19 protein-coding genes are annotated in these 22,949 nt (G+C 40.0%); 9 read left to right on the forward strand and 10 right to left on the reverse strand.

Translation table 11 applies throughout. The features are described from left to right. Positions 1-165: 165 nt before the first annotated feature. Together CF596_RS04905 and CF596_RS04910 are read right to left on the reverse strand one after the other, a co-directional pair. Entirely contained in the window at positions 166-1,071 is a 906-nt protein-coding gene (locus CF596_RS04905; RefSeq protein WP_096901408.1) for a lysine exporter LysO family protein, read from the reverse strand. A 67-nt stretch (positions 1,072-1,138) separates the two neighbouring features. After that, the gene (locus CF596_RS04910) at positions 1,139-2,617 is read right to left on the reverse strand and encodes an NAD(P)/FAD-dependent oxidoreductase (RefSeq protein ID WP_096901409.1); all 1,479 of its coding nucleotides are present in this window, start codon (positions 2,615-2,617) and stop codon (positions 1,139-1,141) included. 169 nt (positions 2,618-2,786) lie between these two features. Between CF596_RS04910 and CF596_RS04915 the strand changes: the two genes are divergently transcribed. The 5 genes from CF596_RS04915 (at position 2,787) to CF596_RS04935 (ending at position 9,997) form a co-directional block, all read left to right on the forward strand. Next, the gene (locus tag CF596_RS04915; protein ID WP_165492532.1) at positions 2,787-3,794 is read left to right on the forward strand and encodes an AraC family transcriptional regulator; all 1,008 of its coding nucleotides are present in this window, start codon (positions 2,787-2,789) and stop codon (positions 3,792-3,794) included. Positions 3,795-3,883: 89 nt separating this feature from the next. Next, positions 3,884-5,038: a cell division protein ZapE gene (zapE, locus tag CF596_RS04920; RefSeq protein WP_004976758.1), complete on the forward strand. Its 1,155-nt coding sequence runs from the start codon at positions 3,884-3,886 to the stop codon at positions 5,036-5,038. A 358-nt stretch (positions 5,039-5,396) separates the two neighbouring features. Then, positions 5,397-7,562 (forward strand): malate synthase G, encoded by a 2,166-nt coding sequence (locus tag CF596_RS04925; RefSeq protein WP_096901411.1) that lies wholly within the window; start codon positions 5,397-5,399, stop codon positions 7,560-7,562. 199 nt (positions 7,563-7,761) lie between these two features. Then, on the forward strand, positions 7,762-9,204 hold the full coding sequence (locus CF596_RS04930; protein WP_096901412.1) for an aldehyde dehydrogenase family protein: 1,443 nt from the start codon (positions 7,762-7,764) through the stop codon (positions 9,202-9,204). Positions 9,205-9,319: 115 nt separating this feature from the next. Next, a complete protein-coding gene (locus CF596_RS04935) occupies positions 9,320-9,997 on the forward strand; it encodes an SOS response-associated peptidase family protein (protein WP_096901413.1) in 678 nt (225 codons plus the stop codon). Positions 9,998-10,051: 54 nt separating this feature from the next. Here the strand turns inward: CF596_RS04935 and CF596_RS04940 are convergent, their stop codons facing one another. Beyond that, the gene (locus CF596_RS04940) at positions 10,052-10,516 is read right to left on the reverse strand and encodes a MarR family winged helix-turn-helix transcriptional regulator (protein ID WP_004976754.1); all 465 of its coding nucleotides are present in this window, start codon (positions 10,514-10,516) and stop codon (positions 10,052-10,054) included. A 777-nt stretch (positions 10,517-11,293) separates the two neighbouring features. On the opposite strand from CF596_RS04940, the gene CF596_RS04945 reads away from it, so the two are divergent. Next, complete coding sequence (locus CF596_RS04945) at positions 11,294-12,817, forward strand: transporter associated domain-containing protein (RefSeq protein WP_096901414.1); 1,524 nt, start codon at positions 11,294-11,296, stop codon at positions 12,815-12,817. Positions 12,818-13,084: 267 nt separating this feature from the next. Here CF596_RS04945 and CF596_RS04950 read toward each other — a convergent pair whose 3' ends face one another. Further along, positions 13,085-13,945 carry an alpha/beta fold hydrolase gene (locus CF596_RS04950; protein ID WP_096901415.1) on the reverse strand — a complete coding sequence of 287 codons (861 nt, stop codon included), beginning with the start codon at positions 13,943-13,945 and terminating at the stop codon, positions 13,085-13,087. Between the two features lie 140 nt (positions 13,946-14,085). Here CF596_RS04950 and CF596_RS04955 point away from each other — a divergent pair, with 140 nt between their 5' ends. Continuing rightward, the gene (locus CF596_RS04955; RefSeq protein WP_096901416.1) at positions 14,086-14,538 is read left to right on the forward strand and encodes a hypothetical protein; all 453 of its coding nucleotides are present in this window, start codon (positions 14,086-14,088) and stop codon (positions 14,536-14,538) included. Between the two features lie 173 nt (positions 14,539-14,711). Here CF596_RS04955 and CF596_RS04960 read toward each other — a convergent pair whose 3' ends face one another. Both CF596_RS04960 and brnQ read right to left on the reverse strand, forming a co-directional pair. Further along, a complete protein-coding gene (locus CF596_RS04960) occupies positions 14,712-14,948 on the reverse strand; it encodes a hypothetical protein (RefSeq protein WP_004976747.1) in 237 nt (78 codons plus the stop codon). Positions 14,949-15,521: 573 nt separating this feature from the next. Then, on the reverse strand, positions 15,522-16,814 hold the full coding sequence (gene brnQ, locus CF596_RS04965) for a branched-chain amino acid transport system II carrier protein (protein ID WP_096901417.1): 1,293 nt from the start codon (positions 16,812-16,814) through the stop codon (positions 15,522-15,524). Positions 16,815-17,164: 350 nt separating this feature from the next. Between brnQ and map the strand changes: the two genes are divergently transcribed. Next, positions 17,165-17,959, forward strand: a complete 795-nt coding sequence (map, locus tag CF596_RS04970; RefSeq protein WP_096901418.1) for a type I methionyl aminopeptidase — start codon at positions 17,165-17,167, stop codon at positions 17,957-17,959. Positions 17,960-18,182: 223 nt separating this feature from the next. Here map and CF596_RS04975 read toward each other — a convergent pair whose 3' ends face one another. Both CF596_RS04975 and CF596_RS04980 read right to left on the reverse strand, forming a co-directional pair. Next, positions 18,183-19,082, reverse strand: coding sequence for a LysR substrate-binding domain-containing protein (locus tag CF596_RS04975; RefSeq protein WP_004976726.1), 900 nt, complete (start codon positions 19,080-19,082; stop codon positions 18,183-18,185). Between the two features lie 74 nt (positions 19,083-19,156). Next, the gene (locus tag CF596_RS04980; RefSeq protein WP_004976725.1) at positions 19,157-19,585 is read right to left on the reverse strand and encodes an HD domain-containing protein; all 429 of its coding nucleotides are present in this window, start codon (positions 19,583-19,585) and stop codon (positions 19,157-19,159) included. Between the two features lie 120 nt (positions 19,586-19,705). Here CF596_RS04980 and CF596_RS04985 point away from each other — a divergent pair, with 120 nt between their 5' ends. Then, positions 19,706-20,035, forward strand: a complete 330-nt coding sequence (locus tag CF596_RS04985) for a hypothetical protein (RefSeq protein WP_004976724.1) — start codon at positions 19,706-19,708, stop codon at positions 20,033-20,035. Positions 20,036-20,129: 94 nt separating this feature from the next. Here CF596_RS04985 and glnG read toward each other — a convergent pair whose 3' ends face one another. Both glnG and glnL read right to left on the reverse strand, forming a co-directional pair. Beyond that, positions 20,130-21,608, reverse strand: coding sequence for a nitrogen regulation protein NR(I) (glnG, locus tag CF596_RS04990; protein WP_096901419.1), 1,479 nt, complete (start codon positions 21,606-21,608; stop codon positions 20,130-20,132). Then, positions 21,595-22,704, reverse strand: a complete 1,110-nt coding sequence (glnL, locus tag CF596_RS04995) for a nitrogen regulation protein NR(II) (protein ID WP_096901420.1) — start codon at positions 22,702-22,704, stop codon at positions 21,595-21,597. The genes glnG and glnL overlap by 14 nt, the downstream gene beginning before the upstream one ends. Between the last annotated feature and the right edge of the window lie 245 nt (positions 22,705-22,949).

The raw sequence follows: 22,949 nt of genomic DNA on the forward strand, positions 1-22,949 counted from the left end.
GTTTGTTTGCACTCATATTTTAACTGTTAGGACTCAGGTTTTTTTATTTAAAGCAAACTATGGGACAGCAGTGGATAAGCCCTCTCTCTAACTCTCGCCTAAATAGAGCGCAAACCCTCTCTCCAACTCTCTCCCAGAGGGAGAGAGGACAATTGTTGATTCTTTTTAAATAGCAGCCAATACACTTACAGCAATGGGTGCAAGGATTGACAATACAAATCCACTGACCATGGCATGTGGAATAAAATCGTTGCCACAGGCTTGTTTTACCATGGGCAAAGTGACGTCCATGGCAGTTGCGCCTGCGGCAGAAATTGCAGCACGTGGATAACGCCATCCCAAAATATACATCAGCAATATCGCAAAAATCTCTCTGAATAAATCATTCATTAACGCAATACTACCCAATTCGGCATTGCGAAGTTCCGACACCACAATCCCGCTCATGGAATAAAATCCATAACCTTGTGAGAGCATAAGCAAATCTTGTAGAGCGATGGGGAGCCAAAGTGCGCAAAGTAGTACCCCTGCAACTGAACCGAAAATACAGCCTACGGGCACCATTAAAATTTTCCAATTCAGCCAAGAACGATCTAAAGGCGAATAAGCGAGATCGAGTCCAATCATCCACATAAACAGCAACAGTAAATACCAAGTGTTGATCTGAACTTGGAAATCCATAGCACTAAAAAGTAGATGCAGCACGTAGCCTGCCAATAGTGCAAAAAAGGCATAACTGATGTTGATGCAGGATTGAATCAACAACTGTAATGAAACTTTGCCTTGCGTTGCTTGCAGCCCCAAACCTTTGTAAAGCAAATAACAACACAGAAAAGCACCAATTGATGTAGCAAATGCAATCTGTAAAGCTGTAGATAGAATATGCGATGGCTGCTGTAATGAACCGAACGTTTGTGAAAATTCCATCGCAATTGCAATTAGCAGGATATAGCTAAAATATGGAAGCAGTTGAAACGCAATTTTTTCGATTATTCGAGGGAGGCGTTTTGCCAGTACAAAGCCTAGACATAAACAGCAGAGTAATTGGAAAATCAGCCAAAGAGATTGCATGAGATCAACAGGTGGGAGATAGATAAAAACCTGTTGATTATGCCAGTTTGCTTTTAAAAGCGGAAATTTATGCCGCTTTACTGATTAATCTGAAATCACTCGGATGCAGCGACTTGGTTTTTAGCCAATATTTCCAAGTATAGGTTGGCCAAAGTGCAAAGTTTTTTCCACCATCTTGTTGATACCAACTTACACAGCCAGATTGCCAAACCGTGTTATTTAGCATGTCTTGCACATCGTGGTTAAATTGATCTTGTACTTGATCTTTTACTACAATTGCATTGCTCTGTGATTGTGCCACCAAATCCATCATTTGCAGAATGTAATCGACTTGCGATTCGATCATAAAAATAACCGAGTTATGCGCCAAAACTGTATTTGGCCCAAGCAACTGAAACAGGTTCGGAAAACCTTTGTGGCTAATGCCGTAATAGCTTTCTGCGCCATCTTTCCATGCCTGTTTTAATTCAACGCCATGTTCACCAATGCAGCTAAATGGCTGTAGATAGATACGCGGATCGGTAATAAAGCCTGTGCCATAAATCAGACAATCAATTTTTCGCATTTTACCATCTTTGGTGATGATGCTGTCTGCAGTCAATTCCTGTATTGCATCAGTCACTAATTCGACGTTGTCACGGTTAAAAGTTGGGAAGTATTTATTGGACACTAAAATACGTTTACATCCCATAATGTAGTCAGGCGTGAGTTTTTGTGCCAATTGTTTGTCTTTGACCTGAAAACGAATAAAGGCTTCTGCCAGTTTTTGGGTATATTTCATCACGCTAGGTTGCATGATTGGAATTGCACGTGATTCATTCGACCAATACAAACGCGCACGATGCAACTTTCTAAACCAGTCTGCTTGTTTAAACAGTTTTTTCTCAATATTCAGATATTTGCGTTCATCTCGTGGAATGACCCATGCAGCTGTACGTTGCATGACATATAACTGTTTAACTTGAGGTGCAATTTCAGGAATGTATTGAATCGCGCTGCCGCCTGTGCCAATAGATGCCACAACTTTGCTATTTAAGTTGTATTGATGATCCCATTGAGACGAGTGAAAAACCTTGCCCTGAAACTTTTCAATGCCTTTAATGTGCGGGATTTGTGGCACATGCAGTGGGCCAGAAGCAAAGACTAAATATTGGCAACTCAATTGTCTGCCATCTTTTAACGCAACATGCCATACACAGTCTTTTTCATGGTATTCGGTATGCACCACTTCGCTGTTAAATTGGCAATATTCGCGCAGATTAAACTGTTGCACCACATCTTGAATATACTGAAAAATTTCTGGTCCTTCGGCATAGCGTTTTGACCAGTCAGTTTTGGGTGCAAATGACAATGAATACAGATGCGACTGCACATCACAAGCCGCGCCAGGGTATTGATTTTCACGCCAAGTACCACCCACTTCATTAGACTTTTCTAAAATCACAAAGTTATGAATGTTGCGTTGTAGCAAACGAATCGCCATGGCTAATCCACCAAAGCCTGCGCCAATAATTGCGACTTGATAATGAGCTGCTGCATCCTGCATGAAGACATCCTTATATTTATTTTGTTTGACTTGAGTTTGTTTGAGTCAGGATAGAATAAGCCAGCATGCGGTAACATGATCGTGCTGACATAAAAATTGATATTTTCGGCAATTTCTATCTGTGGATGAATCGGGTAAAAAGGATATTCCGTTTCGCACTGTTCATTTTATGAAAAGATCCATACTTGGCTTAATGTATTTAATACAAGGCATGCGTAAAGCAGGCGTTGATGTCGATGCAAAATTGCAAAGTATCGGCTTGCGTGCAGATGCGCTGGATACCAGTTCAATTATTCATCCGAGTTTGGAATGGGATATTCTCAAAGTCATTGGTGAAGATGTAGAGCCTGAAATGGGGCTGTTTATTGGACAGCATTATGCTTTGGCAGGTTATGGTCCTTTACTGATGTTATTGGTGACCAGTCCAGATATTGCCACTGCATTAGAAAAAGGGATTCAATATCAGGGATTGACGCATTTAAGCGGGAAACTGAGTTTGCAACATAGCACGCGACATATTGCCTTGTGTTATCAACCCAATGATTTACATAGTAGTTTAGGTGTATTGCGTGCACAGTGTGAAATTTCAGGCACGTTCAAATTTATTCAAGACCTATATAAAATGATGGGGATGAGTGCGCCACGTATTCGCATAGAATTGCCATTTGCACAGCCGCAGCAAAGTGAAGTTTTGCAAACTTTTTATGATTATTACGGTCAAGATATTGTTTTTAATCAACCCCAAGCAGCGTTTTGGTTTGATGATGCAGTTCTCACAGCACGTATTCCATCTGCCGATGCAGTCACTTTTAGTAGTTATGAAGCCAAATGCGTGATTGAGTTAGAGCGACTTAAACTCGAAGATGATGCGCCTTCGGTGGTACAGCGCGTAAAAGATTATTTGGAATTACAACAAGGCAGTATGCCGAGCATGGCAGAAACAGCACATGCTTTGCAAATTCCTGAACGGACATTGCGCCATCAACTGCAACAATTGAACACTAGTTACAAACAAATTCGTGAAGATCTTATCAAAGATAAAGCATTGCGATTAATTGAATATCAGGAATATTCAATTGAAATGATTGCAGAGTTACTTGGTTATTCAGAGCCTGCGGCATTTAACCATGCCTTTAAACGGTGGTTTGGACAAAGTCCACGCCAATATACAAAATAGCCTAAGTATTTTGCAAACTATGCCAAAGTGCTATATCTCGTGATTCGATCTTCGTTATAATCTATTTGCCCAAATAAGTACTGATGAATATGTCTGATTTTAATTCGCCACAAACCACAGCCTTTACTCCATTATCGCCTGCGGAGCGTTATGCACAAGCGTTAGCCTCTGGACAATTTATGCCAGATGATGCGCAGGCGCAGGCTGTACACGAACTTGAGCGTGTGTGGCAGGAATTAATTCAACGCTATAAAGCATCAAAAAAAGCGTTCCGCCGTTTCCGCCGCCAAACAGCACCACAGGGTGTTTATATGTGGGGTGGTGTAGGTCGTGGTAAAACATGGCTCATGGATCAGTTTTACGACTCGATTCCATTTAGACGTAAAACACGTATGCACTTTCACCACTTTATGCAGCATGTGCATCGTGAACTGAACAAACTTTCAGGGCAGCGTAACCCGCTCGATTCTGTTGCAGACCAAATTTATAAAGATGCAGTGGTGATTTGTTTCGATGAATTTTTCGTATCTAACGTGACTGATGCGATGATTCTGAGTGACTTGTTCCAAAAATTATTCCATCGTGGCATTACTTTGGTGGCAACATCTAACATCGCCCCAGACGGTTTATATAAAAATGGTATCCATCGAGATCGTTTTATTCCAACCATTGAAATGGTCAAAAAACATTGCCAAGTGCTAAATGTCGATGCTGGTGTAGATTATCGCTTACGTGTTTTGAAACAGGCGCAATTATTTAAATCGCCTTTAACGCATGATAATCAAAACTGGATGGCACAGCGTTTCAGTGCTTTGAGTAATACACAACATTATTCTTCTGAGCCAATTATTATCAACCAACGTATTGTTGAAACAATTGCGCATACTGAAGATGTGTTGTGGTGTGAATTTTCAGAACTGTGCTTTAAACCGCGTAGTCCTGCAGACTTTATTGAAATTGCCAACATCTACAACACGGTTTTGGTGAGCAATGTACCGCATTTAACAGACTTCTTGTCTGAAGGAACACGTCGTTTTATTTATTTGGTCGATGAATTTTATGATCGTGGTGTCAAGTTATTACTGACTTCTGAAGATTCGATTATTGAAATTTATCAGGGCGAAAAACTGGCATTTGAAATTGAACGCACACGTTCACGTTTATTGGAAATGCAGTCTGATGATTACTTAAATGAAGAACATCGACAGATACAGGCCACCGAAGCCAAACATCAAATCAGTTGATCTTTTAAGCGCCTAGAACTAGGCGCTTTTTTATGATAGAAAAGATGTGACTGTTGGTTTTATCGACATTTTGTCATAAACATGGCTTAATCTTGAAGGGTTGCAATAAGACTGACGCCGATTTTTACAACAAAATCTGAACTTAAGTCTAATTTCGACATTTCAAAAACTTTATACACTGTAAAAGTGTATTTAGATGAGTAATAGTGTCGTGTTTCTGATCAGGATTTATGATGATTGTTGTCATTCATCTTGTAATAAATGATCGTTATTTTGAAATGTGATAATACTATTCAGCTAAATATAAATCAGTATACTAGAATCTCTTGTATAAAAAGTAGCAATATCAGGAAAGACAATGACTGCACGTATTCAAAAAGGCAAGTTAGCGATTGCTAAAGAACTTTACGATTTCATCGAAAATGAAGCATTACCAGGTTCTGGTTTGGACAGTGATACATACTGGAAAAACTTTGAGCAAGTCGTTGTCGATCTTAGCCCTAAGAACAAAACATTACTCGCAAAGCGTGATGAGCTTCAGGCTAAAATTGATGAATGGCACCGCAATAATACATTTGAATTAGAAGCTTACAAAGCTTTCTTGACTGAAATTGGCTACTTATTACCAGAAGTAGAAGATTTTCAAATTACCACCGAAAATGTTGATGAAGAAATCGCATTATTGGCTGGTCCACAGCTCGTAGTACCTGTACGTAACGCACGTTATTGCTTGAACGCAGCAAACGCACGTTGGGGTTCGTTATATGACGCACTTTACGGTTTTGACGTTATTTCTGAAGAAAATGGCGCAGAAAAAGGTAAAGGCTACAACCCAGTTCGTGGTGAAAAAGTAATTGCATTCGCGAAAAACTTCTTAAATGAAACTTTCCCATTGGCGCAAGGTTCACATGCCGACGCGACTCAATATGCTGTAGAAGCAAACAAACTTGTTGTTCGCCTAAAAGATGGTTCTACAACAACTGTTGCGGATAGCTCTAAATTCGTTGGTTACAATGGCGAAGCTTCTGCACCAACTGAAATCGTACTGAAAAATAACGGCCTGCACGCAATCATCCAGATTGATGCAAACAGCCCAATTGGACAGACAGATGCAGCTGGCGTGAAAGATGTTGTGCTTGAAGCGGCTGTAACGACGATTCAAGACTTGGAAGACTCTGTTGCAGCAGTTGATGCTGAAGAAAAAGTTGAAGGCTACCGTAACTGGTTAGGCTTGATGAAAGGTACGCTTGAAGAGTCTATCGAGAAAAATGGCAAGACCATTACCCGTAAACTAAATGCTGACCGCACCTTCAAAAATGTTGAAGGCGGTGAGACCAAGGTTCATGGCCGTTCATTGATGCTGCTTCGTAACGTGGGTCACTTGATGACAAACCCGGCGATCCTTGTAGATGGCGAAGAAATTTATGAAGGCATCATGGATGCATTGGTCACTCCATTGCTTTCTGTGGCTGATATCCGTGGTGAGAACACGATCAAGAACTCACGTACCGGTTCTATGTATATCGTTAAGCCAAAAATGCACGGTCCAGAAGAAGTAGCATTTGCGGTTGAGCTGTTTGAACGTGCTGAACAAGCGCTTGGCTTACCTGCTAAAACCCTGAAAATCGGTATCATGGATGAAGAGCGTCGTACCTCTGTTAACCTGAAAAACTGTATTGCTCAGGCGAAAGACCGTACCATCTTTATTAACACCGGTTTCATGGATCGTACAGGTGATGAAATCCATACCTTCATGGAAGCAGGTCCATTTGTTCGTAAAGGCGAAATCAAAGGCCAAAAATGGTTCCCAGCTTACGAAAACCGTAACGTCATGGTAGGTCTACAAACAGGTCTACGTGGTAAAGCACAGATTGGTAAAGGCATGTGGCCAAAACCAGACATGCTGTTAGACATGTACAAAACCAAGACTGAACATCCTGAAGCAGGCGCAAGCTGTGCATGGGTTCCGTCTCCAACAGGTGCAGTGATTCACGCGATTCACTACCATCAAATTAATGTAGCAAACCGTCAGCAAGAATTGCTTGCAACTGAAGCATTGCCTTTAGATGATTTGTTAACTCCACCTCTTGCAACTGATACCAACTGGTCTGAAGAAGAGAAACTAAAAGAACTGGAAAATAACTGCCAAGGTATCTTGGGTTATGTCGTTCGTTGGGTTGATCTGGGTGTAGGTTGTTCTAAAGTTCCAGACATCAATGATGTGGGCCTGATGGAAGACCGTGCAACTTTACGTATTTCTTCTCAGCACGTTGCCAACTGGTTACGTCACGGAATTGTAACGCGTGAACAGGTTGAAGAAGTAATGCAGCGCATGGCGAAAATTGTAGATCAACAAAATGCTGATGATCCACTATACACGCCTATGTCTAACGACTTTGCTAATAACATTGCATTCCAAGCTGCATCTGACTTGATCTTCAAAGGTGGCGAGCAACCTTCTGGTTACACAGAGCCACTTTTACACGCAGCGCGTTTAAAGTTAAAAGGTTATACAGGTGATTAATCCTTTAGGATTTGATTTACTGATTGTGTAATACAAACAAATGAGCCTCTTCGGAGGCTTTTTTGTTGCCTGTATTTTGCTTATGGTTTTTTGAAAATTTTGCAGCTGAATAGTTACAGGATGTACTTGCTGCTAGAAAAACATCAAGCTGCGGAGTAGAGTGAAAGTCATATATAAAAAGTAGCGCAAGGACAAATACATGCCAGCATATCAAGATTTGAATCAACAATTTATTGGCGGCAAGTGGTCGGTTGGGACATCTACTAAAACCATTCCAAACTTGAATCCATATCATCAAACTACAATTTTTGAGATGCAGGGCGCCAGCGTGGTAGATGTTGATAGTGCCTATAGTACAGCGCAAAAAGCTTTTGATGAACAATTGATTCAATCCACAAGTCTGCGTCAATACATCATTAAGAACTTAGAGCAAGTCATTCAGCAACGACGCGAAGAAATTATCCAGTGGCTGATTGATGAGTCGGGCAGTACCCGTTTAAAAGCCAATATCGAAGTCGATGCTGCTTTAGGGATTATTCAAGAAGCTGCACAATTTCCCGAGCAAATGACCACGACGCAACTGGAAAGCAAAGATCCGAAAGTCCGTAGTGTTGTTTTGCGTAAACCTTTGGGTGTTATTGCTGTGATCAGTCCGTGGAATTTCCCTTTCCATTTGTCTATGCGTTCAGTGGTTACAGCGATTGCTTGTGGTAATAGTGTAGTGCTCAAACCTGCCAGTGATACGCCAGTCACAGGTGGAACTATACTCGGTAAACTGTTCGAAGAAGTAGACTTGCCTGCAGGCGTACTCAATGTGGTGGCGGGTGAGAGTCGTGAAATTGGTGATTACTTTGTTGAGCATGCAACTCCTAAAATGATTTCATTTACAGGCTCTACAGAAGTTGGACAGCATGTAGGGCAACTGGCCGTTGCGGGTGAGCATTTAAAACGTGTCGCCTTAGAACTCGGTGGCAATGCACCTTTAGTCATTTTGGATGATGCAGATATAGATTTGGCCGTAGAACTAACTGTGATGGGGCGCTTTTTGCATCAAGGTCAAATTTGCATGAGTACCAATCGGGTCATTGTCGATCAGTCTATTTATGCAGCCTATCTTGAAAAATTGTTAGCAAGTGTGTCGCAATTAGTAGTAGGTGATCCGAATAAAAATGACACCTTGATTGGGCCAATTATTAATGCAGAACATGTGAAAAAGCATCAGCATATTATTCAAAAAGCACAGGCGCAGGGTGCAGAATTGGTTTATGCGGGCGGGGTTACGGGGAACTTAGTTGCACCACATGTTTTTGTGAATGTCGCTGCCGATTCAGAAATTGTACAAAATGAAAGTTTTGGACCTATTTTACCGATTCTCAAAGCAGCAGATACCGCACATGCCTTACAGTTAGCGAACGATACACGCTATGGTTTATCTGCTGCTGTATGCACTACAAATGTAGAACGCGGTGCAGAATTTGCAGCACAGTTTGATGTTGGAATGACACATATTAATGGTATTACCGTTGCCGATCATGCCAATGCACCGTTTGGTGGTGAGAAAAACTCAGGCTTAGGTCGTTTTAATGGGCGCTGGATATTTGAAGAATTTACCCGCACGCATTGGCTGACATTGCCAGCTTAACGGTAATTATTTGTCCTGCGTTTTGTTTGAGTAAGAAGGAATGCGTGGGTGCGCACTTACTGTTCATGATCAAAACGCATAATATAGTGCGTGTCTCTAATCATCCAATTTGTATATGTGTGCCAATTTTAAACCAATAAGCATAGCGCAATTATCTGCATTAGGTCTGCCTGAAATTCCGTTTGAATATGCTGAAGAAGCGTATCCAAATTCGAGTGTGCCACTATTGTTTAAGTCTGAACAAGGTTTAGAGTGGCGCTCGGTGAATTTTGGCTTGATTCCCAAATGGGCGGAAGACAGAAGTATTGCGCAAAAAACCTATAATTGCCGTAACGAAACTTTATTAGAAAAACCAAGTTTTAGTGAAGCTGCTTATAAGTGTAAATTTGGCGCGATTGTTGTGTCAGAATTTTATGAATCCAAATATATAGACAGTAAACCGCAGCGTTGGGGTGTACGTCGTAAAGATGGACAGGCCTTTTTTATTGCAGCACTGTATGAAATTTGCCGTTTAAAGGATGGGCAAGGCACGGAAGAAATTGTCCGTTCTGCGAGTATGATTACCATGGACGCAATTGATCACGCGATGATGAAGGAATTTCATGAGCCTGGGCCAGTCAAACGTTCTGTTATTGTTATTCCACATGCACGTTTAGATGAATGGCTAAGTTTGAAAACACCGAACATACACAGCTTTGTGCAGGGCTTTCCTTTAGACGAGTTTGAGTGTTCACATGTACCAAAAGCAAAGATCGAAAAAGTAAGCCCCCAGCTCAATTTTTTCGATCTTTAAGTACATCTTGTGCTTATATAGGATAAGAACAGATGTGGAACAATAACGTGATGTTTAGCGTGCTAAATTATTAAAAATATGACGTAAACTTTCCATCATTTTTTCAATTTGTAGTGGAGTTAAACCATCAAATGACTGCTCTAAAACAACGCTAGTCAGATCATTAATTTTGTTGGTCATCTCATTACCTTTTTCAGTAAGCACGACACGAGTGATACGCGCATCATCATCACAAGAATAAGTTTCAACCAAACCTTCATCTTTTAAACGATAAACAATTTTAGTTGTAGTTGACATTTTTGACACCACCATGTCTGACAAATCAGACACACTCGCATGTGCTTTTGACCTTAATGCCAATAAAATACGACGGCGAGAATTATCTAAACCATACTTTTTAAGTGCCTGATCGACATTCTGTACATATTGAGCATGTACTTGTGTGACCCAATAATACGGAAATTGTTCAATATCATATTGGTCGGCGGATGGTAGAAATTTTGAATATTTCTTGGACATTGCATATTCCCTGCATTGTTTTAATTGTATTTTTGATATTTCACATTTTATGTGAAAACTCATGTGCTTAGCAAGATGCTTTCAGTGGCTAAAATTTGGTTGAAATCTGACGAAATATGATGAATCTCGATTTAGAAGCTGGCTTTGAAATGGCTATTTTTCCAAGCGCGTAGGCATTTGTTTAAGTTCAATCCATATTCATGTGTCATATCAATTAATCCTATAGAATTGTTTTAGTTTGGATTAGTAGTGAGTTATCTGGTTTTATAAGTTGAATTATCAATTTAACCATCAACTTAGGCTGCATTTTAGTTAAAAAAATACATTTGTACACTTGGCTTTTAGGTAAAAGTGCGGGTTATTGCGTTGAATTTTGCAAAAAAATTATAAGCTTTGGTCTAATCTTTTAACAATAGTTGTTTTTTATCAATATTTTAAGTTTAGATTAAAGTGTGGGTTGGCTTACAGTTGTAATCTATGACTAATGCGTCTAAAAATACATTACAATTCATTTGACATTTTTAATCCATTCTCACGGCTTTTGTTTGGCTGTCATCGCTCTAAAAAAATTAAGAATGTGAAAAATAAAGTAAAAACCTTCTTATAGATCGTACTGTTTAGTTTTATTCAAAAAAATTAAAAATTTAATTACAAATGTTCAAGATTGTGCATAATTAAGCTATCTATTGCTAAAAAGGTTACTTTTATGGATCCGTCGCCGTGCGCAGGTCTACTTTATATTTCGATTTCTGCTAACTATCTCGGAGCTATGAACTAATGGAGTTTTTATTAGATCCGGGAATATGGGTTGGTTTAATTACACTTATTATTCTAGAAATCGTATTAGGTATTGATAACCTAGTCTTTATTGCAATTCTTGCAGAAAAATTACCCCCAGAACAGCGTGATAAAGCCCGTGTGATTGGCTTATCTTTAGCGTTGTTTATGCGTTTAGGATTGTTATTTGCAATCTCTTGGTTGGTTACTTTAACCGAACCGTTAATTACCTTATTTGAAAAAACCTTTTCAGGGCGTGACCTCATTCTCTTGGGTGGCGGTTTGTTCCTCGTCTATAAGGCGGTAGGAGAGTTGCATGAGAAGATGGAAGGCAAACCCGAAGTCAAAGTCACGACCAATGTGGTTTATGCAAGTTTTGCCGCAGTTGTAGCACAAATTGTTGTTCTAGATGCAGTTTTCTCTTTAGACTCAGTCATTACCGCAATTGGCATGGTCGACAACATCTATGTGATGATGGTTGCCATGGTGGTTGCAATGTTGGTGATGTTACTTGCATCTAAGCCATTAACTGCTTTTGTGAACCGTCATCCAACAGTGGTGATTTTGTGTTTAAGCTTCTTACTATTAATTGGTATCAGCTTGATTGCAGAAGGTTTTGGCTTCCATATCCCTAAAGGTTATATCTATTCGGGTATTGGTGTTGCGATTGCTATTGAAGCGTTTAACCAATTTGGTCAGCGCAATGTTGCAAAACATGAAGCAAAAATTCCGTTACGTCACCGTACTGCAGATTCAATTTTAAAATTGATGGGGGGGCGAGTTGAAACCAGTAGCCCTGATTTGCATAACGAAGCGCAAGAAGCGTTTGCAGATGAAGAACGCTACATGATTGGTGGTGTCTTGACCTTGGCAGAGCGTTCAGTCGCATCAATTATGACGCCACGTAGCCAAATTTCATGGGTCGATATTGAAGATTCACCTGAACAAATCCGCGAACAGATTCTATCTGTACCACACAGCTTATTCCCAGTGTGTCGTGGTAGTTTAGATAAAGTCATTAGTATTGTACGTGCCAAAGAGTTGTTGGATGTATTGGACGAAGAAGAAGAGCTTAAAGCTTTAATTAAACGTCAGCGTCCAATTTACATTTTTGAAAAAATGAAAGTGATTGATGCGATCAATACGTTACGTACCTCTAAAGGTTCTTTGGTTTTAGTCAGCGATGAGTTTGGTAATGTTCAAGGTTTGATTTCACCGCTTGATGTGTTTGAAGCGATTGCAGGTGAATTCCCTGATGCAGACGAACAGTTAGATTTGGTTAAAACCAATGAAAACGAATGGAAAGCAACAGGTATGCTGGATTTATACCAGCTTGAACTTGAACTGGGTATGATGGATCTGATTGAAGAAGATGCAGGCTACATTAGCGTTGCAGGTTTGATTTTAGATAAAACCCAAGGTGAAGTTCAGGTCGGCACGCAGTTGGATTATCAAGGTGTGCACTTTGAAGTGACAGAACATGATGGTAACCGTATTAAAACTGTGATGATTCGCTTACGCTAATTACTAAGCTTTGAATTAAATCACTCAAAAAGCTCTACCGAAATGGTGGAGCTTTTTTATGGTGTAATAAAAAGATTGTGATGTTTCATCCTGAAAATGTGTATCAGCGATAAGTCTGGATTTTAAAAGCTGAACATGAAATGTGGCATGGAATAGAAAAAAAGAAACAACCAAACAGGATTACAAATTTGGTTGCTTAAACAGGGAAAAGAAAAAGCGAGAAACTAAAACAAATGTTTAATTTGTATGTGACTTCGCCACTAAAAATTAAACTGCCAATTGATTTTCAATCACATTCCATAAATTTCGATGTGACTTTTTAAACATCGCCATATGCCCAATGGCTTTATGCTGATAACGCTTTGGTTTAAGTTCAATCATATTAGTCGATGCATGGGGATAGAGACGGAGTAAATCTTTCACATTGGCTTCGGTGGCAATCTCATCATCCGAACTCCAAATAGCAGTAATCGGGCAACGAATTTCATCGTGATAATGCTGTGAAACTGTTTTGCCTATAGCATTGATGACATAGCCGGGTTTGCTACAAAATTGTGCCCATTGTTGGGCCACATTTTTAGGTAGGTTTTCGCCCATGCCAATTGCATTGGTTGGGCCATAACCATGTGTGATTCTGGCAAGTGGAAAAATAACTTTAAACATCACAGGGGCAAGTAGGCGAGTACGACCTTTTAAACCTTTTGTGTGGCCTGTAGAGCCTGAAACAGCTACGACTTTTGCCACTTTATGATATTCAGGATTAATCCCCAGTAATTGTCCGCCTGCGCTGTGTCCCAATAAAACCACTTGTTCAGCTTGCGTTTTTTGCAGCAAAGTATTTACTGCTGCAGGAATATCTAACTGCCCCCAATCAACAATACTGGCTTCACATTGTTTCAATGGTTCGTGTAACGAATCACCAATACCACGAAAATCAAAACACAGCACAGCATAGCCTTGTTCATTTAGCCATGTGGCAAAAGCGTGATAAAAATTCTTGGTAATGCCTGTCGCGGGACAAATCAAGACGGGTAGACGCTGTGCTTGTGTATATTGATTTGGATAATAACGGGCAGCGAGGGCATAACCATCTGCACATATAATATTTAAGCTTTCAAATGTGCTCATAATGTTTTAAGGATGATGAGAAAAAAGTTACTTTACACGAGTTCCAAAAAGAAACTTGTATTTATTCTGACTCTAAAGTCAAGCTTAGTAGTCTGCGAGTGTAGTTAAATAGCCACACGAAAAATAAAAGAGTGTTAAACATGGAAAGTTTATCTTTGGCAGTGCGCCTTGCGATTATTTTCAGTGGAATATTTTTGTGGGTGGGGATGCTTACAGGCGTGTGGAAATATTGGCAAATTCGTGCTTCTGCCCAAGCGCGTGCTCATTATTATGTGGATATCGCACATCGCAGTAGTTTGTTATATGCACCTGCAAGTTTAATTTTAGCGGTCTTGGCTTATTTTTGTATTTGGGATGCCACTGTAATTTTAATTTGTGTGATTCTAAATTTAGTATTTTTTAGCTTTTCTATTCTGAGTTATATCTTGCATGGATTGCTTAAAGATACCACTAATCAATTTAAACAACCGCATCAAATTGCAGCATGGACATTGCCAAGTTGGTGCATGAGTTTGGCGATGCTGTTATTGATTGTGGCTGAATTGGGTGGGACTAGTGTGTTATTTCTTGGCGCAATCTATGGATTGTTGTAATTCTAATTGCTCAGTTTAATTTTTTCTTGGTAGCCCGTAGAAGATTTTGAGATTTTTGCTGTAGATCAGGAATGATGATTAGAATCTACTTTTTGAGTTTGGCGGCAGAGGAGTGATCCATCTGCCGCAAAGTGAAAGTGAAAAAGCTAAAATGAGTGGGTGCTAGGGTAAGATTAATGAACTTCTACGTTTTTATGTTCACGAAACTTTTGGTCAATGGATGTCCAAATCGCAAAGGCTATACATACCAATAAGGCATATAAAAAATAGGTTGGTTTCAAGTTGCCTTGAATTGAGCCTTGGAGCAATAGGGTCAGCATCAGTGCAAAAGTGGTGCTTAAAAAAGTAACTAGATTTTGGTTAGCCTTCAGAGCGTTAATGAAGACTTGCGTATTGAAATGTGAAAACATCTCCATCCCTCCTTGTTATAAATCACTAAAATCAGAGCATTTTAGTCAGATTGGTTTTATTGTTCTACCTTGTTTAGCAAACTATTTCAAGCCCTTATAGTCATATTTTGATAAAAAAACATCATTTTCATATGAAATACTACTATTTGTTATCATTTATTTACAAAATAATAAAAAGTAGTGTGTTTTTTAAGCCATTTAAATACGATTTCAATCGTACTTGCATATTTTATGCCAGCTAATTTTGAGGGCGACTATACGACTTTAGCGTTAATTTGAGCTCTGCTTAAAATGGGTGAATGATTTATTTTGTTTTAGTTTTTTATTGAAAATATTTTAATTTCATTTGTTTATTTATACCAAATAATTATTTGGGTTGCTATTATCATGACTGATAAATTGCCTTAAAAAGAGGCAGTTTTAGCACAAGAAACAATAAGTGCGGGTTTGGGTAAAACCTGACAATTATTGTCTAACTTAAATTCGTATTTGGATAAAACACGACTTTAATACAATACAGCTCGAAAATAGAGCATGACTTGAAAAAATAGCCGAGCTCGAAGTCCGTACTGGCTATTTTTTCATTCGATCATGAATTGCAGCGAATACAAAAATCAGTAATGCAGGAATCAACCAAGCGAGGTTTTGTTCACTCAGGGGAAAATTGGTCAGTGTGGTTGGCAAGAATCTAGCTAAGTCTGCGGCCTTCATTGCATCAATGATGCCAAAGAGCAATGCAACTGCGGCAGTAGGTGCAATCACGCGGGTTGGAATACGGAATAATCCCCAGAAAAAGCTGAGTAGAATGACCACAATTGCAGGTGGATAAATCGCGCTTAAAATAGGCACTGAAACTGCAATGAGTTTGGTGAGTCCAAGATTGGAAATAACAAAGGCAAAGCCCACTAAAATAAATACCCAACGGCGATAATGAATTTTAGTAATTTGCTCAAAATATCCAGCACATGCGCATGTCAGTCCAATTGCCGTAACCATGCAGGCAATAAAAATCATTGCAGCTAAAAATACCGAGCCAAATCCGCCAAAAGCATGTTGCACATAGGCATGTAAAATGACTGCACCATTACTGGCATTGGCGGCAACATCGTGACTGCCCATCCCCAGTTTAAATAGGCTTAGATAAACTAAAGTTAAACCGATCCCTGAAATTAAACTTGCCCATACCGCATAGCGGGTGATGAGTTTTTTATCAGTTACGCCACGTGAACGAATCGCATTAATAATCACAATCCCGAATACCAATGCACCTAAGGTATCCATAGTGAGATAACCGTTAATAAAGCCTTCAGATACAGGACTGTTCACATAATTGTGAATGGCAGGTGAAATTGTACCTGTCGGAATAATAAATGCAGTGATGCCTAAAATTAGTAATGACAGAATTTTAAGCGGGGAAAGTACATAGCCCACTGTATCTAAAATTTTGTGTGGATACAGTGAAACTAACATCACCAAGGCAAAATAGATGGCGCTATAAATGAATAAGGTGCTCGCGGAATCGCCAAAATAGGCAGAGAAACCAATTTCATAAGATACGGTAGCGGTACGTGGTGTGGCGAAAAGCGGGCCAACCGCTAAATAACAGACGACTGTTAAAATTAAGCTCGCGATTTTGCCTAAAGGCGAACTTAAAATTTGTATAGAACCTTCGACACGTGACAACGCCATAATGGTAATCACGGGTAAGCCAACTGCGGTAATGAGAAAACCGAGCGCAGCAAGCCAGACGTGTTCGCCCGCTTGCTGTGCCACGATAGGTGGGAAAATAATATTACCTGCACCAATAAACAGCGCAAAGGTCATAAAACCCAAGGCAATAATATCCCGTGTGCGTAAATTCGTCATGGGAGAGAAATAAGATGTAAACAAAAGAAAGCGATTTTAGTAGATCGAGCTATGATTTTCTAATTTATTTTATAGGTCATATGAATATTTTTTATGATATGTGTTTGTAGGCTATTTTAATCTTCACTATAAAAATTAAATAACTTACTGTTTATCTGATGTATTTTTGAAAAATGCTGATCCCACATAGTATAGATGGCTTATCTAGTATAAGTTTTGGCTGCTATTTTAAATGCGCAGTTCTTAAACAAAACTGTTGGTCGCATGACGATGGATACTTGTTTGGCAGCTTGAGCTGATTTTACAAGCCGAAAGGGCTATAATCTCAGGCTTCAGGTCAGGAGTTCATCATGCGCGCCCTTAAAGTCAGCATTAAATCAGAGCAAGATATTGAGAAATTACGCATTTCGGGGCGTTTGGCTGCTCAGGTGTTGCAGATGATTGGCGAGCATGTCAAACCCGGAGTCACGACAGAATACTTAGATGATTTGTGTCACGATTATATTGTAAATACCTTAAAAGTCATTCCTGCCAATGTGGGCTATCACGGTTATACCAAAACCACCTGTATTTCACCCAATGAAGTGGTCTGTCATGGTATTCCATCATCCAAAACCATTTTAAAAGATGGCGACATTATTAATATTGATGTGGCAGTGATTAAAGATGGTTTTTATGGTGATACCAGTCGTATGTACTATGTGGGACAGGTGAAACCAGAAGCGAAAAAACTGGTGGATACCACTTATGAGGCGATGCGTGCTGGGATTCGTGCTGTGAAACCAGGCGCGACTTTGGGTGATATTGGTTATGCCATTCAAAGTGTAGCGCATCGTGAAGGGTATAGTATTGTGCGTGAATATTGCGGACATGGTATTGGGCAGGTGTATCACGAACAACCAAGTGTGCTGCATTATGGTCAGCCTGGACAAGGCTTGGTGCTTAAAAAAGGCATGGTATTTACCATTGAGCCGATGGTGAATGCGGGCAAAGCGCGTGTGAAAGAACTGAAAGATGGCTGGACGGTGGTGACGACAGATAAATCACTTTCTGCACAATGGGAACACATGGTTGCTGTGACTGATACAGGCTTTGAAGTGTTATCGCCGTGGCCAGAAGGTACGGGGAGTTATCCTGAAATTTAATGCATGAATGCTTTCAGGTTAAGACTGATAGATAAAACATCTTAGACTTTAGTTTTAAACTATTTGTTAAAAAATGAACAATCGCTATAATTGAAGTCAAAGATACTTGCTGTAGTTTCTTTGTTTTAGCTTTCTTATTTTAGATTGTAGTTTTCAAAGCTTATCTGTCTTAGATAAGCTTTTTTTTTGCTGTTTCGTATCTGAAATCAAAAGATCCTATGTGCTAACGAATGGTTAGCTTCTCGACCAAATAGTCGATAAATACACGTACTGCAGGTAATAAACCACGGCGTGATGGATAGACGGCATGGAAAATACCATGCGGTGCGTGCCAGTCGGGTAAAACACGAACCAATTCACCCGATGCAACATAATCTTCAACAATCGTGTCAGGCAACAACACAATGCCACAATTTTGTCGTGCCAATTGCGCTAGCATCATTAAATCTGAACCCATGACTGTAGGGTTGACCTTAATTTTTTTCGGTTGCTGTTGTTGATCATGCACAACCATGTATTGATCTAAATGCTCATCCGACATGCTTAAAATTTTATGATGACTTAAATCTTCAGGTTTTTTCAAATCGCCAAATTCATTCAAATAAGCCTGACTGGCAAATAGATGTTGTTCGATGTTGCTGAATTTGCGAATCACCAAACTTGGATCATCATCTAAATTTGAGCGGACACGCAGGGCAATGTCGATCCCTTCGTTGACGATATCGACACGACGGTTGCTGACAATTAGCTGTACTTTAATTTCAGGGTAGGCTTTCAAAAACTCAGGCAAGATTTTGGCAATTTCATTTTGTGCAATTGAAACAGGTAAGCTGACTTTAATTACACCACGCGGTTGAATACTTAGGTGATCGACCAAGTCGTGCGCGGCTTGGGCAGCATTCATCATTACTTGCGCATGCCGATACACATTCATACCAATTTCTGTGACCGCAAAATGACGTGAGCTGCGCTGAATTAAACGCACACCTAAGCGTTCTTCTAGGTTGTGTACGCGTCGGCTAAGTTTGGATTTTGGAATATCGGTGGCGCGTTCTGCTGCACTAAATCCACCATGTTCGACCACTTGGGCAAAACAATAAAAATCATCCAAATCTGTAAGCATGACTAAATTCCATTTATGCAACAATACTTAAATTAAAGTGGCATCGTTGCATGTTGTCAATCTTTAATTGTGCTTTATTGCTGTGCTTTTTGCAGAATCTCTAAAACTTGTCGGTATTCTTCTAAACGGGCTAAATCACGTGCTGTAGGATTGGGAATCCGCGTTAAATTCATGTTGTCTTGCACATCTGCAATTTTTACAGCACAGGCAAGCGGGTTTTGTGCAGTACGCATAGCCGCTTGAACACGAGTTTCATGCGGCAGTTTGGTGAGCGCCTGAATTGCTTGAATAATATGCGTTTGAAATCCTAAATTTTGCAGGTCTTGTGCTGTGGTGTGGGTATCTTCAAGAATGTCGTGCAGTACAGCGACAATTTGCTGATCGGGCTGTTGTAATTGCAACATTACACGTAAGGGATGCAAAATATAAGGCTGACCGCCTTTATCTAGCTGCCCTGTATGTTGTTGTACTGCAAGTGTAATTGCATTTTCTAGAGTTGCCATAAGTATAATTAAAAAAATTTCTATAATTATAAGCCGTGCTTAGCGCAAAATATAGAAATTGCTTGTTATGATGCAAACAGATTTTATGTTTATCTATTTTACTATTGGTGATGCTGCTCTATGCCATATCAACTCATTGAACTGAATACGCCTGCGACTGAAAATTTGCTTTGCCCACATTGCCAACATGCTGTTATTGATTGGGCAGAAGAACAATATATTCAGCCTTGCGAGCATACTTTGTTTGTCGCAATGGATTTGGGTTTTGAATATGCCTCAGATGTATTTGAACAAAGCATGCCACGCAGTGTCGATGAAATTCATGCACATGATGATCAGTTGGATATGTGGCAAGAACTGACTTCAAGTCGTTATCCGCAATATTTGATTTATAAAACGGATTTAGGCGTGCAAGGTTTATCTCGCTATGTTGGATTTACCGCGGCTTAATTGCACTTAACTTAGAGAGTCTAAGATATAAAAATAGGGAAATTCAAAAGCTGAATTTCCCTATATTTTGATGGATTAGATATTTTTTCTGCGTTTAGCTCTCCATATCTTCTTCTATTTCATCATCGGCACTGTCCATTCCTAATTCTTTGAGTTTTCGCGTCAAAGTATTACGTCCCCAACCCAATAATTCAGCGGCATGACGTTTACGTCCACGGGTTTGTTGCAGTGCAGCATTAATTAAGGTGCGTTCAAACATTGGAATGGCGATATCCAGAAGTTTCATCTCGCCATTTTTTAACTTTTGTACTGCCCATTGCCCAAGTAATTCATCCCAATGCTGCATAGATACCCGATCTGCCACATGAAGCGCAGAATGTTCGGCTAATTTTTCAATTGGAATTTGCTTGAGTTCGGTTGGTAAATCTTCAGGATAGACCTCACGTCCTGTAATCATCACGGTAAGCCAGCGACAAGTGTTTTCCAATTGGCGCACGTTACCTTGCCACGGCAATTGCTGCATATATTCGACTGTTTCAGGACGCAATATTTTTGGACTCACGCCTAATTCTTTGCCTGCACGTGCCAAAAAGTGCTGTGCCAACATTGGAATATCTTCACTGCGATGCGCCAGTTTAGGAATATGAATCCGAATGACGTTCAGGCGATGATATAAGTCTTCACGGAAGCGTCCATCTTGTACCAGTTTTTCCAAATCCTGATGTGTTGCTGCGACAATCCGTACATCCACTTTGACAGGAATATGTCCACCAACCCGATAAAATTCACCATCTGCCAATACGCGCAATAAACGGGTTTGGGTTTCAAAAGGCATATCGCCAATTTCATCTAAAAACAGGGTGCCGCCGTTGGCTTGTTCAAAACGGCCCTGACGTTGTGTATTGGCACCTGTAAATGCACCTTTTTCATGTCCAAAAAGTTCGGTTTCAATCAAATCTTTCGGAATGGCTGCCATATTCAGCGCAATAAATGGTTTGCTGCTACGCGGTGAGTGGCGATGCAGTGCATGCGCCACCAACTCTTTGCCTGTACCTGATTCACCATTAATGAGCACAGTAATGTGTGATTGCGATAAACGACCAATCGCACGAAACACTTCCTGCATGGCAGGCGATTCACCAATAATTTCTGTCGATTGAATTGGCTGCACTGTCGATTTTGCAGATTCTTGCTGTTGTAGTTTGGTGATATGCAAAATTGCACGATTGACTAAAGCAAGTGCTTCATCAATATCAAAAGGCTTGGGTAGGTATTCAAATGCACCAGTTTGATAGCTTGATACTGCCGATTCTAAATCGGAGTGTGCTGTCATAATAATTACAGGTAAGTCAGGATAACTGACTTTGACTTTGCCAAGAAAAGTTAAACCATCAATTCCAGGCATGCGAATGTCGGTCAAAATTACATCGGGTGCATCTTGGTTTAACTCATCTAGTGCAGACTGTGCTTCTTCAAAACTGGTGACTTCAAAACCTTCTTCTCTAAAAGTTTTTTCCAGTACCCAGCGCATTGCACGGTCATCATCAATCACCCAAATTTTATTTCGCGACATGACTCGCCTCCCAAGGTAAATATAAGCTAAATATTGTTTTTCCTGGAATGGATTGGCATTCAATCATTCCGTTATGTTGATGCATAATATTTTGTGCGATGCTCAAGCCAAGTCCTGTACCGTTTGCGCGTCCAGTCACTAATGGATAAAACACAGACTCTAAAATGTCTTCAGGTACGCCTGGGCCGTTATCTTCAATATCAACACGTACGGTAGAACGATTCAGCACACCATTAATGGTGACCAGGCGTTGAATACGAGTTCTTAAAATTAATTCAGGTCGATGCTCGGTAAAGAAATCGGGATGTTCGGTCATGGCTTGTACTGCATTGGCGCAAATATTCAGCATGACTTGAATCAATTGATCGCGGTCTGCCATGACTTCAGGTAAAGAAAGGTCATAATCACGGATAATATTTATTTTGTTTTTAGTTTGATTGACGATCAGGCTGCGCACCCGTTCTAAAGGTTCGTGAATATTGACCAGTTCATAGCTTGGTAGTTGGCGTGAGCCGAGCATGGTATCGGCCAAGTTTCTTAAACGATCTACCTCGCTAATAATAATGTCGGTAAATTCATCATATTTCGGGTCATTTAAACTTCGTGCTAACAGTTGTGTCGCACCACGAATTCCTGCAAGCGGGTTTTTAATTTCATGTGCTACACCTCGAATTAGTTGACGCGCGACTTGATGCTGCTGAATAAAGTTTTCTTCTTTGGAAATTTTGAGCATCCGATCAATCGGATTTAATTCAATTAGCAAAAGTGGATGATACGGCTTGCCTGCGTTTAACTGTGATGCAGTGTAATCGACATGAATGTCTTTAAAATTGACGTTAATGGTTGCTTCACGGCGGGTATAGGGCTGACCAGTTTTGATGGTATTCAGGAAAGCCTCTTGCGTATTGAACTCATCATCAGGCATGTGCAGCAAATTTAAAACGGGTTGCCCCGAAGCGCGAATTAAACTGATATCAAACAATGCTTCACAAGATGAGTTTAAATAAAAAATATTCAGGTCACGATCAACCAGTAAAATTGCAGTGCTAAGGTTATCCACCAAAAGACGGTAGTCAATGCGCTGGGTCTGATCCATTCGTGAATGCTTCCTGTATGAAATATTGTGCAAGGGCATTGTCATGTGTCAGCCATGTTCCAAATTTGGATCGAATTGAGGCGAATTAAGCAAAATGCACGCCAACTTTTCGTTTTTAGTGCATTTATCACTGAAGAATCGGAAAAATGCGCAGGAACTGGACTGAATTTTCAAGATATAACGGATAACAGAAACACTGTAAATAAAAAATGCATTAAAATGGTGCAATATTTAAATCATTCAGC

The organism is Acinetobacter sp. YT-02, from assembly GCF_002412355.1.
Taxonomy (GTDB): domain Bacteria; phylum Pseudomonadota; class Gammaproteobacteria; order Pseudomonadales; family Moraxellaceae; genus Acinetobacter; species Acinetobacter towneri.